Origin of the sequence: Pseudactinotalea suaedae (assembly GCF_009733815.1) — a bacterium.
Taxonomy (GTDB): domain Bacteria; phylum Actinomycetota; class Actinomycetes; order Actinomycetales; family Beutenbergiaceae; genus Pseudactinotalea; species Pseudactinotalea suaedae.
The window spans coordinates 26,349-39,928 of the sequence record NZ_WNXY01000015.1 but is presented as its reverse complement, the minus strand read 5'-3'; the positions used below and the strand labels follow the sequence as shown (position 1 = coordinate 39,928).

At 72.5% G+C, this 13,580-nt stretch carries 12 protein-coding genes; 8 read left to right on the top strand and 4 right to left on the bottom strand.

The window, feature by feature from the left end; genetic code table 11:
- Positions 1-35 precede the first annotated feature (35 nt).
- The gene (locus tag GPA04_RS20645) at positions 36-920 is read left to right on the top strand and encodes an ABC transporter ATP-binding protein (protein ID WP_156226112.1); all 885 of its coding nucleotides are present in this window, start codon (positions 36-38) and stop codon (positions 918-920) included.
- On the top strand, positions 917-2,032 hold the full coding sequence (locus tag GPA04_RS20640) for an ABC transporter permease (protein WP_156226111.1): 1,116 nt from the start codon (positions 917-919) through the stop codon (positions 2,030-2,032). The genes GPA04_RS20645 and GPA04_RS20640 overlap by 4 nt, the downstream gene beginning before the upstream one ends.
- A 6-nt stretch (positions 2,033-2,038) precedes the next feature.
- Here the strand turns inward: GPA04_RS20640 and GPA04_RS20635 are convergent, their stop codons facing one another.
- Positions 2,039-4,267 carry a helicase-associated domain-containing protein gene (locus GPA04_RS20635; protein WP_156226110.1) on the bottom strand — a complete coding sequence of 743 codons (2,229 nt, stop codon included), beginning with the start codon at positions 4,265-4,267 and terminating at the stop codon, positions 2,039-2,041.
- A gap of 118 nt (positions 4,268-4,385) precedes the next feature.
- Here GPA04_RS20635 and GPA04_RS20630 point away from each other — a divergent pair, with 118 nt between their 5' ends.
- The 5 genes from GPA04_RS20630 (at position 4,386) to GPA04_RS20610 (ending at position 8,278) form a co-directional block, all read left to right on the top strand.
- Positions 4,386-4,769, top strand: a complete 384-nt coding sequence (locus GPA04_RS20630; RefSeq protein WP_156226109.1) for a cold-shock protein — start codon at positions 4,386-4,388, stop codon at positions 4,767-4,769.
- 5 nt (positions 4,770-4,774) lie between these two features.
- Positions 4,775-5,557, top strand: a complete 783-nt coding sequence (locus tag GPA04_RS20625; RefSeq protein WP_156226108.1) for a DUF3027 domain-containing protein — start codon at positions 4,775-4,777, stop codon at positions 5,555-5,557.
- 150 nt (positions 5,558-5,707) lie between these two features.
- Positions 5,708-6,460: a hypothetical protein gene (locus GPA04_RS20620; protein WP_156226107.1), complete on the top strand. Its 753-nt coding sequence runs from the start codon at positions 5,708-5,710 to the stop codon at positions 6,458-6,460.
- Between the two features lie 22 nt (positions 6,461-6,482).
- Positions 6,483-7,685, top strand: a complete 1,203-nt coding sequence (locus GPA04_RS20615) for an MFS transporter (RefSeq protein WP_241680954.1) — start codon at positions 6,483-6,485, stop codon at positions 7,683-7,685.
- The gene (locus GPA04_RS20610) at positions 7,682-8,278 is read left to right on the top strand and encodes an acVLRF1 family peptidyl-tRNA hydrolase (RefSeq protein ID WP_156226106.1); all 597 of its coding nucleotides are present in this window, start codon (positions 7,682-7,684) and stop codon (positions 8,276-8,278) included. Before GPA04_RS20615 ends, GPA04_RS20610 begins: the two co-directional genes overlap by 4 nt.
- A 22-nt stretch (positions 8,279-8,300) precedes the next feature.
- On the opposite strand, the gene GPA04_RS20605 is transcribed toward GPA04_RS20610, so the two are convergent.
- Entirely contained in the window at positions 8,301-9,200 is a 900-nt protein-coding gene (locus tag GPA04_RS20605; protein ID WP_156226105.1) for an LLM class flavin-dependent oxidoreductase, read from the bottom strand.
- Positions 9,197-11,050 carry an FAD-binding oxidoreductase gene (locus tag GPA04_RS20600; protein ID WP_156226104.1) on the bottom strand — a complete coding sequence of 618 codons (1,854 nt, stop codon included), beginning with the start codon at positions 11,048-11,050 and terminating at the stop codon, positions 9,197-9,199. The genes GPA04_RS20605 and GPA04_RS20600 overlap by 4 nt, the downstream gene beginning before the upstream one ends.
- 81 nt (positions 11,051-11,131) lie before the next feature.
- Here GPA04_RS20600 and GPA04_RS20595 point away from each other — a divergent pair, with 81 nt between their 5' ends.
- Entirely contained in the window at positions 11,132-11,644 is a 513-nt protein-coding gene (locus GPA04_RS20595) for a MarR family winged helix-turn-helix transcriptional regulator (protein ID WP_156226103.1), read from the top strand.
- 289 nt (positions 11,645-11,933) lie between these two features.
- Here GPA04_RS20595 and GPA04_RS20590 read toward each other — a convergent pair whose 3' ends face one another.
- Positions 11,934-13,496 (bottom strand): FG-GAP-like repeat-containing protein, encoded by a 1,563-nt coding sequence (locus tag GPA04_RS20590; protein WP_156226102.1) that lies wholly within the window; start codon positions 13,494-13,496, stop codon positions 11,934-11,936.
- Between the last annotated feature and the right edge of the window lie 84 nt (positions 13,497-13,580).

The following is a 13,580-nucleotide window of genomic DNA, read 5'->3' as shown; positions in this document are numbered from 1 at the left end:
TCCGCGCCGGGGTGGTGCGGCCCTAGCGTTGAGGCATGATCTCGCTCCGCGGCATCGACCGCTCCTTCGGGAACCATCAGGTTCTCCACGACGTGTCCTTCGACGTCGCGCCCGGCCGGATGACCGGCTTCGTCGGCGCCAACGGCTCCGGCAAGACGACGACGATGCGCATCATCCTCGGCGTCCTGGCGCCGAGCGCCGGCTCCGTCGAGGTCGACGGCGTCCCGATGGGCGCCGGGTACCGCTCACGCATCGGGTACATGCCCGAGGAGCGGGGGCTCTATCCCAAGATGAGCCTCATCGACCAGCTGGTCTACCTGGGCGAGCTGCACGGGCTGACGGCGGCCGACGCGCGCCGGCGTGGCACCGACCTGCTGGAACGTCTCGGTCTGGGTGAGCGGCTGACCGACACGCTGGAGGCGCTCAGCCTCGGCAACCAGCAGCGTGCCCAGATCGCGGCCGCGCTCGTGCACGACCCGATCGCCCTCATCCTCGACGAGCCGTTCTCGGGGCTCGACCCGATGGCCGTCGAGACCACGCTGGAGGTGCTGCGCGACGTCGCGGACGCGGGAGCGCCGGTGCTGTTCTCCAGCCACCAGCTGGACCTGGTCGAGCGGCTCTGCGACGACCTGGTGATCATCTCCGAGGGGCGCGTGCGCGCCTCCGGGAGCCGCGAGGACATCCGCGCACGGCACAGCAGCCCCGAGTGGACGCTGGTCACCACCGCCGACACCGGCTGGGTTCGCGGCGTCCCCGGGGTGGAGGTCGTCGAGTTCGACGGCGGCCACGTCCGGTTCCGGGCAGCGTCCGCCGAGCAGGCCGACACGGTCCTGCGCCAGGCGGTCGAGCGCGGCTCGGTCCTGTCCTTCAGCCCCCTCAACCGCCCCCTGACCGAGATCTTCGCGGAGGTCGTTCGATGACTACCCCGACCACGCCCCAGACCCACGAGAGCGGCATCTCCTTCAGCCGCGCCGCGACGATCGTGGCCAAGCGCGAGATCATGGTGCGGCTGCGCTCCAAGGCGTTCGTGATCTCCTCGATCATCTTCCTGGCCGCGGTGCTCGCCTCGGCGATCATCGGGACCCAGGCAGGCAGCCTGTTCCAGAGCACGACGTCGGTCGCGGTGACGGCCGACGCCGCCGAGACCATCGGGTCGCTGGAGGGCTACGAGGTCACCGAGGTCAGCACGCAGGACGAGGTCCGCGACCTGATCCTCGACGGCACGGTCGAGGCCGGCGTGGTCGGGTCGCCGACCGACGGCTTCACCGTGATCGGGGAGCGCTCCGCGCCCGAGGGCCTGATCCAGGCGTTGAGCATCACGCCGGACGTCGAGCTGCTGGACCCGAACGCACCCAACCCGTTCCTGACCTACTTCATCGGGCTCGGCTTCGGGCTGGTGTTCTTCATGTCCGCCATGACGTACGGCAACACGATCGCGCAGAGCGTGGCCGAGGAGAAGCAGACCCGGATCGTGGAGATCCTGCTCGCGACCATCCCGGCCCGCGCGCTGCTCGCCGGCAAGGTGATCGGCAACTCGCTGCTGGCGTTCGCCCAGATCGCGCTGGTGGCGCTCATGGTCATCGGTGCCGGCGCGGCGACCGGCAGCGCGATCCTGCTCGACGGGCTCGGCATCCCGCTGCTGTGGTTCGTGGCGCTGTTCACCGTCGGCTTCGTGATGATCGCCGCCCTGTACGCCGCGACGGCGTCCCTGGTGTCCCGCGTCGAGGATCTGGCCAGCGCCACGAGCCCGATCATGATGCTCGTGATGATCCCGTACATCATGGTGATCATCTTCAACAACAACCCGACCGTGCTCGCGATCATGAGCTACGTGCCGTTCTCGGCGCCGGTCGCGGTACCGATGCGGGTGTTCCTGGGGACGACGACGGTGTGGGAGTCGGTGCTCGCGCTCGCCGTGCTCGTGGTCGCCACCGTGATCGCGATCCGGGTGGCCGCGCTGATCTACGACCGCTCGCTGCTGCGGACCGGCAAGCGGGTCAAGGTCTCCGAGGTGCTGCGCGCCGCCGGCTGAGGCCGCTCAGGCGGGGCGGACCGAGACGATCCGGTGCGTCGCGACGGTGATCTCGGCCTCGCGGGCGGCATCGAGGGCTCGGACCCGCCCCGCCTCGACCGACAGCGGCCTGACCAGTCGCTCCTGCGAGGTCCCGCCGCCGCCCGCCACCACGATGCGGACCTGACTGCCCCGCGCGGCGGCAGCCCGCAGCAGCGCCAGCTCCTCGCCGGGGGTCGACATCGTCTCGGTGCCGGCCAGCAGCGCAGCCGCGCGGCGTTCCCCGGCACGCATCGCGGCCACCGCCTCGGCCGCGGCGACCGGGCCCTCGTGGGGCGGTCCCTCCAGCTCGGCAGGTCGGGAGGCGCGTGCGCGACCGCTGGGGAGCTGGAGCGGCTTGCCGTCCGAGGACTCCAGGACGGGGGCCGCACCGGTGCTGCGGAGCGCGTCGTGGACGGTGAGCGGCGTCGCGTCGGCCGCGAGGGCGGTCGGTCCGACCGTGCGCAGCCCCAGCGCCGCCAACCGGGGGTCGCTCAGCAGCGCCAGCGCCGCCGCCTCGTCGTCGACCTGGATCACGGTCGCGGCGGGCTGCACCCGGACCCGGCGGTGCCGGCGCGCGACGTCGCGGACCATGTACTCCAGCGGCTGCGGCAGCGGCGCACGCGAGGCCTGCTGCAACCGCGCCAGCAGCTCGCTGTCGGACCACCCCGCCTCGAGGGCGCGCCCGACCGAGGAGGTCGTGAACCGGACGGTCAGCGCCGCACCTCGGCTGTCGACGTCGGCGCAGGCCTCCAGCAGCCGCGCCAGCTCCTCGCTGGGACGTCCGGGCACGACGCCCGTCAGGTCGCCCTGCACGATCATCTCGCTCACCGCAGCGGGGTAGAGCGCCCGCAGCGAGGCGGCGACAGCAGCCCTGTCGCCACCGGTCAGCAGCGCTCGCGCCGGTTCGCCCAGCGCGCCGGCACCGAGCAGACCGACGGTCTCGGCCTCGGCCAGCACCGCCGTCAGCGTGGCTGCGGGTGGCACCGAGCGCGGTGATGTCCACGCCAGGTACCGGCGCACCTGCTCGGAGGAGGGGCCGGCGTGGTGGGGCCACGCGGCCACCGCCGTCAGCGCTCGGCGGCGCAACGGTGCCGCCCAGCTGCGGTGCAGGTCGGGGGACAGGGCGGAGCGCAGCGCGCCGCGGTCGTTCCGGGTGCCGGCCAGCCACGGCACCCGAGCCGACCGGAGCCACGCGTCGGCCAGCTCGGCCCACCGCTCCTCCGGCGGGCGGGCACGCCAGTCCTCGGCTGCGGGCGTCGGTGCCCAGCGCGGGCCGTCGTCGATGTGGGCATGACCGACGAGCCCGAGCATCCCCGCGAGCTCGGCCACGAGGGCGGCACGCTCGACGGCGACACCCAGCGTGGTCGCGAGCTGCTTGACGTCGCGCGCGGCGAGGCCACCGGCCCGCAGCGTGGCGGGCGGATCCTCGGTCCAGGAGTCCAGCAGGAGGCCCAGGTGGCGCAAGATCTCGTCGCTGGCGGCGACGACCTCGGCCGCCACCACCTCGGGACGCCTGTCGGCGGCCTCCGCGACCGGCGGCTGCTGCGGGACGTCCCGCGCCAACCGGTTGCCGCGCGCCGCGAGCGCGACCTCCCGCGGCAGCACCACCTCGGTGGCGCTGAGGCGGTGCAGCACGTGGTGGTCGAGCAGCCACCGCGCAGCCGGAGGCACCTCGGTGCCCAGCGTGCCCACCGGCGGGCCCCACGTGAGGGCGTCCAGGAGCGTGCGAGCGCCCTCCGGTGCGGCGCCGAGGAGGGTGCGGAGCGCGGGCGCCGTCGTCGGCCAGCCCTCGTAACCGCGGATCTCGAGCGCCCGCAGCCGCGGACCGAGGCCGAGCGGTGTCGGGCCGACAGCCTCGGCCACGCCCGGCGCCGGCTTGATCGCGCCGTCCTCGCCCACCACCAGCGCGCGGTCGCGCAAGCGCGCCACCGCTGCCGCCGCGTCGATGCCGAGGCCGCCACTGAGCGCGGCGAGGGTGGTCGGCCGGCCGTCGTCGCACAGCACCACCAGCGCCTCGAGGGTGGTCAGGTCCCGTGCATCGAGCGCGGCGAGAGCGCGGCCTGCCGATGCTCGGGTGCCGGCGCGGGCCGCGAGCGCGGTCACCGACGACGGGACCGGACGGCCCAGGTCGCTGCGGTGCTCCAGGAGCGCTGCCAGCCAGCGGTCGTCGGCCGCCCGCAGCGCCTCGGCGAGCTCGGGATCGCTGGTGGCCATTCGTCTGATCCTAGGGACTGCCGCCGTGGCGGTATGGCCGCCACGGCAAGGGTAGGCTGGGCACAGGTCTATTTTCCGGTGCGCTCTCGCGCGCCCTCTCACGACAGGCAGGGACACGGTGCCTACCGGCAAGGTCAAGTTCTTCGACGCCGACCGCGGCTTCGGATTCATCGCATCCGAGGATGGCGGTGAGGTCTTCCTGCACGCCTCGGCGATGCCGGCCGGTGCGGCCGCCCCGAAGCCGGGCACCCGCGTGGAGTTCAGCGTCGCCGACGGGCGCCGCGGCCCGCAGGCGCTCTCGGTCACGGTGCTCGACCCCGCGCCCACGGTGGCCCGTGGCCACCGCAAGCCTGCGGAGGACATGGTCCCGATCGTCGAGGACCTCATCAAGCTGCTCGACCGTTCCAGCAACCGGCTCCGGGGCGGTCGCTACCCGGACCGCGACGAGGCGAGCAAGATCGCCGCCGTGATGCGCGCCGTCGCGGACGAGTTCGACTCCTGAAGGTGATGACGACGGCCGAGACCAGCACCCGCCGAGCCGCGAAGGACGCTGTCCTCGCGGGAGCCGTCGATGCCGCCCGCGCGGTCCTCGAGAGCGAGACCGAGCCTGGCCAGGTCGGCCAGCACCTCGGGTTCACGCTCGACGGCGAACGCCTGGGCACCCATTCCTTCGAGTGCCTGATGCCGGGCTACTCGGGATGGCACTGGATCGCCACGGTCGCTCGCGCACCGCGCTCCCGGACCGCCACCGTCTGCGAGACCGGTCTGCTCCCGGGCGAGGGAGCGCTGCTGGCGTCCGCGTGGCTGCCGTGGGCCGAGCGGCTCGCGCCCGGAGACCTCGGACCCACCGACCGGCTGCCCTACGACCCCGACGACCCGCGCCTGGTGCCGGGCGTCGTCCCCTCGGGAGACCCCGAGGTCGACCGCGTCGCGATCCACGAGCTCGGACTCGACCGCGAACGCATCATGACCGGTGAGGCGATCGACGCCGCCGCCACGCGCTGGTACGAGGGCGTGCACGGCCCGACGAGCACCGGAGCCCGCGCAGCCGACGCCGACTGCGCCACCTGCGGCTTCATCATCCCGCTCGCAGGCCCCCTCGGAACCCTGTTCGGTGTCTGCGCCAACGAGTGGTCCCCGGACGACGGCAAGGTGGTCAGCTTCGACCACGGCTGCGGAGCCCACTCCGAGACCGATGTGGCGCGGACCGGCCACGACTGGGAGCAGGCCGAGCCTCTGATCGACGAGCTCGACCTCGAGGTAGTCAGCACAGAGTCCCCCGCCGAATAGCGTTCAGCGCCCGGTTTTCCACCCCCTTCTCACCCTCGATGGCCGTCTAGGTCATCTAGTTCCTGTTGTTGCTTGCGGGTTAACTTGAAAGTGCCATCCCGGCGCTTTTCCCCCATACAACTCCACACAGGTCCTGAGAAGGAGCCCCCCATGTACGCCTCGATCGTTACTGCCCTGACGACGAAGTACTCCACTTCTGTCACCCGTCTTGCTGCCGTGTCCGGCCCCATCCTCCCCGGAGGTGGCAAGGATGGCGATGAGTTCATCCGTGCGGCCCTCGGTGGCGGCAAGGATGGCGATGAGTTCATCCGTGCGGCCCTCGCCGGCGGCAAGGATGGCGATGAGTTCATCCGCGCCTCCTTCGGTGGCGGCAAGGATGGCGACGAGTTCATCCGTGCGGCCCTCGCCGGCGGCAAGGATGGCGATGAGTTCATCCGCGCCTCCTTCGGTGGTGGCAAGGATGGCGATGAGTTCATTCGCGCCGCGTTCGGTGGTAAGGACGGTGACGAATTCATTCGTGCGTCCTTCGGTGGTGGCAAGGATGGCGATGAGTTCATTCGTGCGGCCCTCGGTGGCAAGGACGGTGACGAGTTCATCCGTGCGTCCTTCGGTGGTGGCAAGGATGGCGATGAGTTCATCCGCGCGGCGTTCGGTGGTGGCAAGGACGGCGATGAGTTCATCCGCGCGGCCCTCGGTGGCAAGGACGGTGACGAGTTCATCCGCGCCGCGTTCGGTGGTGGCAAGGATGGCGATGAGTTCATCCGTGCGGCCCTCGGTGGCAAGGACGGTGACGAGTTCATCCGCGCAGCCTTCGGTGGCGGCAAGGATGGCGATGAGTTCATCCGCGCCGGCGTGCTGGTCTCGGCAGGCGGCGGCAAGGACGGCGACGAGTTCATCGGCTGAACTGCTGGCATGATCCCTGGGTGTGACTGACGGCCGCCCGGGATCACCGCCGTCATGGACGGCGCTGATCCCGGGCGTGTACCTCCCCGCCCTCGTCTTCGAGATCGGGATCGGCGCGATGATGCCGGTCCTCGTGGTCAGCGCCGGCCAGCTCGGGGCAGACCTCGCGACCGCGGCGGTCATCACCGCGCTGCTGCCCATCGGGCGGATCATCGCCGACCTGCCCGCGGGCGCCATCGCGGCACGCCTCGGCGACCGGCTGGCGATGATCCTTGCCTCGGCCATCGCCGTCGTCGGCATGGCCATGCTCGCGCTGGCACCCAGCCTCGCCCTGCTGGGGCTGGGCGCGCTCCTGCTGGGCGCCACCGACGCGGTCTACGCGCTGGCGCGCCAGTCCTACCTCACCGAGTCTGTGCCTGTGCTGATGCGCGCCCGTGCGCTCTCGACGCTCGGGGGCGTGCATCGGATCGGACTGTTCATCGGGCCGTTCGCCGGCGCAGCGATCGCTCACCTGACCGGCAGCACACCCGCGATCTACTGGCTGGGTGTGGCGACCAGCATCCTCGCGGCGCTCGTGGTCCTGGTGGCGACCGACCCCGATCCGCGCCGCAAGGAGCGCCCGCTCCCGGCCGGTCTGCTCGCCGTCGTGCGTGAGCACCGCCGCACGCTCAGCACCCTCGGGATCGCCGTGCTCCTGGTCGGTGCCACACGCGGCGCACGGATGACCGTGGTGCCGCTCTGGGCCGAGCACCTCGAGCTCGGCGCCGCCACCACGAGCCTCGTGTTCGGCATCGCCGGTGGCATCGACATGCTGCTGTTCTACCCGGCGGGCAAGATCATGGATCTCAAGGGGCGCCGCGCCATCGCGGTCCCCTCGATGCTGGTGATGGGCGTGGCGATGGTGCTGATCCCGCTGACCAGCACCGCAGGCGGGCTGACGGCGGCGGCGCTGCTGCTCGGCTTCGGCAACGGCATCGGGTCCGGCGTGATCATGACGCTCGGCGCCGACACCGCCCCGCCGCACGCACGCGCCCAGTACCTCGGGGCGTGGCGGCTGCTCGCCGACCTGGGCAACGCCGGCGGGCCGCTGATCGTCTCCGCCGGCGCCGCGCTCGGGTCGATCGCGCTCGGCATCACCGCGATGGGCCCGATCGCGGGGGCGACGGCTGCGGCCCTGGCCCGTTGGGTGCCCGGCCATCCGCCGCCGGCCAAGGCAAGGACATGACACGCACCGTCGAGGTCGATCACGACCGGCTGCCCCGGTGGCTCGCCGGTTTCGCCGACCGCCACGGCGAGACCACCGTCGACGGCGGAGCTCTCCTGGCCGCCGACGGCACCACCGCCTCGCTCACCGCGTGGGGGCCGCTGGGTGCGAGCTCGCTCGAGGCGCTGGTCGAGGAGACGGCGCCGCCGCAGCGCATCGGGTTCGTGGTGGTGCGCCGCGGCGGCTACGCCGTCGCGGTCAGCGACGGCGCGGAGCTGGTCGAGCGCAAGGTCGGCCGCCGCCATGTGCAGTCGCGGACCGCGGCCGGCGGCTGGTCCCAGCAACGGTTCGCCCGCCGTCGCGGCAAGCAGGCCGACGAGCTGGTCACCGCCGTCACCGAGCACGCCGTGAGGCTCCTCGCCGGTGCCCGCCTCGACGGGCTCGTGCGAGGCGGGGACCGGACGCTGGTCGCCGACGTGCTGGACGACCCCCGGCTGCGCGGACTCGCCGGACTTCCCGCGCGCGAGCTCTTCGACCTGCCGGACCCCACCCCTGCGGTGCTCGAACGCGCGGTGCGCCGGGCTCGATCGGTCCGGATCACGCTCCCGGAGTGAACGGCCCGGCGGGCGCGGGACCTCAGGCGCGTGCCGCCGCCACGATCTCTCGCGCTGCCGGAGCCACCTCGGCTGCGAAGCGCTGCGTCTTGGTCGCGTCGTCACCACCGAGGATGAACCCGGAGATGCCGTGGTTCAGCGTGACCTCGGCGAGCTGCTCGGCCCACATCGAGGGCGGGCCGGCGAGGAACCCGGTCCCGGTCGCCGAGAACTCCGCGCGCATGATGTTCAGCAGGCGGCGCACGGCACTGGCCGGTCTGCCAGCCTCCTGCGCACCGGCGTCGATGCGGGCGTTCAGCGCGGGCAGCGTGTCGACGCCCTCGGGCAGGTAGTCCAGCGACGGCAGCCAGCCGTCGCCCTTCGCGCCGGTGAGCGCCAGCATCTTCGGCTTGTAGGCGCCGATCCAGATCCCCACCGGATGGGCCGGGGCCGGGCCGCGCTTGGCGCCCTCGACGCTGTAGTAGTCGCCGCGCACGCGCGCCCCACCTCGTGTCTCGGTGTCCCAGAGCGCGCGGATGACGTCGATCCCCTCGGACAGGGCGGTGACCGCCTGCCCCGCCGTCAACCGGCGACCACCCATCGACTCGATGGCGTCCCAGAACGCGCCCGACCCCAGGCCGAGCTCGAACCTGCCACCGCTCAGCTGGTCGAGGGACGCGGCGGCACGCGCGAGCACCGCCGGCGGGCGCAGCGGGAGGTTGATGACGTTCGGGACGATCCGTACCCGGGAGGTCCGGGCGGCGATCCAGGTCATCAGGGTCCAGGTGTCGAGGAACGACGGCTGGTACGGATGGTCCTGGAACGTCACGAGGTCGAGGCCCTCGGCGTCTGCGAGCTCGGACAGCCGCAGCGCCTGCTGGGCGCCCGCCGCGCTGGGTGTGATGAAGCTTCCGAACAGCAGGTCGTGTCCGTAGTCGGTCATGCTCGTGCTCCTTCGAGGAGGGGGAAGTTGTCTCGGAACAGGCCGTCGGGGTCGTACCGGCGCTTCAGCTCGCGCAGCCGCGTGAGCACCGCAGGCGGGAAGGCCCGCTCGACGCGGTCCGGGTCGGGCGAGGTGTCGAAGCTGAGGTAGAGCCCGTCCATGTGCGCCTCCATGGGCTCCCACGCCTCGTCGATCTCGGCGTGGAACGCCCCGAGCGCGGTGACCTGGAGCTCGGGGGAGCGGTAGCTGAACGCGGTCTCCTCCGGCGGCACGTCGGCGATCGCGCCGCCCATCGCCCGCAGCTGGAACCAACGGAGGCGCCCACCCCGCAGGGCAGCGGCGGCCTCGCGCGCGAAGGCCGGGGTCATGGCCGGCAGGAACCCGGAGCGGCCCACCGGCTCGCCGGAGCCGTGGTGCCCGTCCAGCCCGACGTCGGCCGCGGTTCCCATGACGGCGCGATAGCTGGTCAGCACCACCTGCTGCTGCGCGAGCTGCCCGATCGCCACGAAGGGGTTCAGACGGGCGATGATCGTGTCCGGGTCGGAGGAGTCGACCATCCCGTAGAGCTGGATGACCGACTGCCCCTGCTGCGGCGCCCCGGTCACCAGGAACACCGTGGTGTCCCGCGGCGCCTGGCGCTGCGCCTCGCCGTAGGTGAGCAGGGCGGCCTCGAGGTCGGTGGTGACGAAGGTCAGCTGCGCCCAGCCGACCTCGGCGACCTCGTCGACCTCGAACTCGAACTCGGTGACGACGCCGAAGTTCGCCCCGGCGCCCCTGACCGCCCAGAACAGGTCGGGGTGCTCGTGTGACGAGGCGCGGATCTGGGTCCCGTCGGCCAGCACGATGCTGACAGCCCGGAGGTGGTCGATCGTCAGCCCGTGCGCGCGTCCGAGCAGGCCGATGCCGCCCGCGGTGGCGAGTCCGCCGACGCCGACACCCCCGTAGTCTCCGGAGCCGAGCGCCCATCCGTGCGGCTCGAGCGCGGCGGCCACCTGCTTCCAGGTGGCGCCAGGGCCCACGCGCACGAGGCGCGCATCCTCGTCGAGGACCTCGATCGTGCTGAGGGCGCCGACGTCGATGACCAGCCCGCCGTCGTTGGTCGACCGGCCGCTGAAGCCGTGACCGGCGCTCCGGATCCCGAGGGGCAGGTGGCGGTGCCGGCGCGCGAACGCCAGCGCGTCGGCGACCTCGGCGGCGCTGCGGGGGCGCAGCACGAGGCCCGGCGACCCGCCGCGTATGTAGGTCGACCGCACGGCGCGGTATCCCGGGTCTCCCGGCTCGATCGCGGACTCGACCAGCGAGGGCGGGATCTCCTCGTAGGCGATCCCGGGGCGCCGGCGGGCACGGACGGCGGCGCGCCGGGTCGAGCGCGGACGCTCGGGCAGCAGCGCGGCCACCCGTTCCACCTCGGCCGCCGACCCCACCGGCACCACCACGACGAGGGAGCCACGCTCCGCGAGCGAGCGCACCTGGTCGGCGTCGGCGCCAGCGGGTGCGACGACCCAGCCGTCGTGCACGAGGCGGTCGCCGGCCAGCAGGGCGAGGCTCTCGCGGGCCTTGTCCACCACGGCGGCGATCGGGATCCGCGGGTCGCTCGGGTCTGGGCCCTGGACCGTCGAGGACGGCACCCCGATCGCGATGCGCGTGGTCGCGGCCGCGACCCAGGTGGCCACGGTCCACGGGTCGACGCCGACGAGCTCGTCCGCGGGCTCGTCGCCACCAGCCTCGTCCCGGGCGCCCGCGACCACCACCAGGTCGAGCCCGGCCCGCTCCGCCGCCTGCGCGAGCTCGCTCAGCTCAGCACCCGACGACGTCGCCGCCAGGTCCACCACGATGCCCAACTCGGCCATCGCTACCTCATTTCGTCTGGGTTCACGATCATATGTCGTGCAGATGATTGGCGTAACCACGCATCGGGCTAGGATGTTCCCATGGACGACGACCTGGGAGCGATGCTCGCCACCCTGCTTCGCTCCTATCACGATGCGGTGGCGCCCCGCCTCACCGACCTGCCACACGGGCCGCGCGGCTACCAGACCCTGCGCGAGGTCGTCGAGGGCGCGCAGCCCAGCCAGCTGGCGCTCGCGAGCAGGCTGGGCATCGACCGCACGGTGATGACCTATCTCATCGACGACCTCGCCGAAGCCGGCCTCGTCGAGCGCCGTGCCAACCCGGCCGACCGGAGGCAGCGCCAGGTGGTCGCCACCGCGGCGGGAACACGGGTGATCGCCGATCTGTGCCAGCACGTGCGCGCCGTCGAGGACTCGCTCCTGCACGCGCTGACCGAGGCGGAGCGCGCGCACCTGCGGGCGCTGCTCGCCAAGGTCACCACCGACGCCGACCGGGATGTCGACCCCTGCGAGGTCTCCGACGAGCTCGTCTCGTCCGAGCTCGCCCCCGGCGGAAAAGAGATGGCCCGAGGCCGGCGGGCATCGATAGGCTGACGTCCGTGGAACAACCGCCCAGGTGGCGGTGTTGACCACATCGTCCGAGCCTTCCTCCCTGGTGCATCGCATGCAGAGGGGATGAGGGTGGCGAGTCCGGGCTGAAGCCGGAACAGGCCGATCAAGTCACAAGGGTCGGCGGCACCTGCGGGGTGCCCCTACGAGACGATGCCCGCCGCGACCGGCCCACCGAGGCCGGTCACCGTCCGGCCGCCGGGTTGGCGGGGAGGTCCCGATGCCGGGACACCCGCCAACCACGGCTGGACGCCGTCGCCCACGGCTGCCCCGGTCAGAGGACCTGGACGAAGCCTGCCCAGCCGTGACCGACCTGGATCGCTGCTCCGACGCGGCCCTTGCCGTCACCTCGGTACAGGAACGCGGCCCCCGTGACCCGGTTGATGCCGAGGATGTCGGAGTAGCCGTCCCCGTTGAAGTCGCCCACGGGCACGAGCGTGACGTTGCGCCACCCTTGCCCGATCTGCTGCCCGGGGTTCATCGAGCCCTCGGGGTTGGCGTAGTAGACGAACAACCGGCCGGCGGAGTCGATCGCGATGATGTCCGACGCGCTGTCGTCGTTGATGTCGCCACCGGCCATGATGTGGCTGAACGCTCCCCAGCCGTGCCCGATCTGGGTCCGGGCGCCCACCCGGCCGTTGCCGAGCCCCGGGTAGCGGAACATCCGGCCCGAGGAGTCCACGGCGATCAGGTCGGTGCGAAGGTCGCCGCTGAGGTCGGCGATCGCGAACACGTGCGCGAAGCTGCTCCAGCCGTGCCCGATCTGGGTGCGGCCGCTGAAACCGCCCCGGCCGGTGCCCGGGTACAGGAACATGCGCCCGGAGGGATCGATGCCGATGATGTCGGCACGGCGGTCACCGTTGAAGTCGCTGGTCGCGATGATGTCGAACCCCGTCCAGCCGGAACCGACCTGGCGCATCGGGAGGAACCCGCCGCGCCGGTTGCCCGGGTACTGCAGGAGCGCGCCGCCGGACGTCACGGCTAGCACGTCCGAGACGCCGTCGCCGGTGTAGTCGTGGTTGCCCAGCAGGTGCTGCTGCGTCCAGGCGTCGTCCGTGGGGGTCACGTTGGCGCGGGGTGCCCAGCCGGTCACGCCACCGGCGGTGACCCGGATGAAGCTGCCCGAGGACGCCCCCGGTGTCGAGGTCAGCACGGTGCGCGCCGCCACCGTGGCCAGCACGGTCGAGGAGCTCGAGGCCGTGCGATAGATCCGGGTGGTGCCGTGGGCGTAGTACCGGCACTGGCTCGGCGTCTTCACCTGGGTGATCAGGTCGGCGTTGGCGCGCAGGTCGATGCCCTGCTGACGGAACCAGGTCTCGGGGTTGAGCAGGGTGTCCCCGTAGTTGCCGCGCCACACCTCCAGGTGCAGGTGCGGCGAGGTCGAGACCCCGGTGTTGCCCATCGTGGCGATCCGCTGACCCTGGCTGACCCGCTGGCCCACCCGCACGTACTGGGTGGCGCTCACCACGTGGGAGTACCCCACCGTGATCGTGACGCCGTCGATGACGTGCCGCACGGTGATCCACTGACCGGCGGAGGCGTCGGGCTGGGCGCGGGTGACCACGCCGTCCGCGATGGCGTAGAGCCGGTTGCCGACCGCGCCGCCGAGGTCCTGCCCGTTGTGCCACGTGGTGGCCATGATGATCGGCAGGCAGCGCGGGCCTTGGGGCGACGACATGCGGTAGGTGCCGGTGTCGACCGGAGAGGTGACGTCCCCGGACGTGGCCGGGGCAGCCGTCGCCGGCATCGCGGTCAGCATCGAGGCGACGAGCGCCAGCACGAGCGCGAGCAGCACGGGGCGGGAGGCGCGGCGGGTGCCCGCGGAGAGGTGGCGCACGAGGCTCTCGATTCCGTGAGGGACGGGACGTCTCGTGGACGTTATCGGCTGGGCGCCCCCGCCGTCAGCGCATCCGACGGCGGG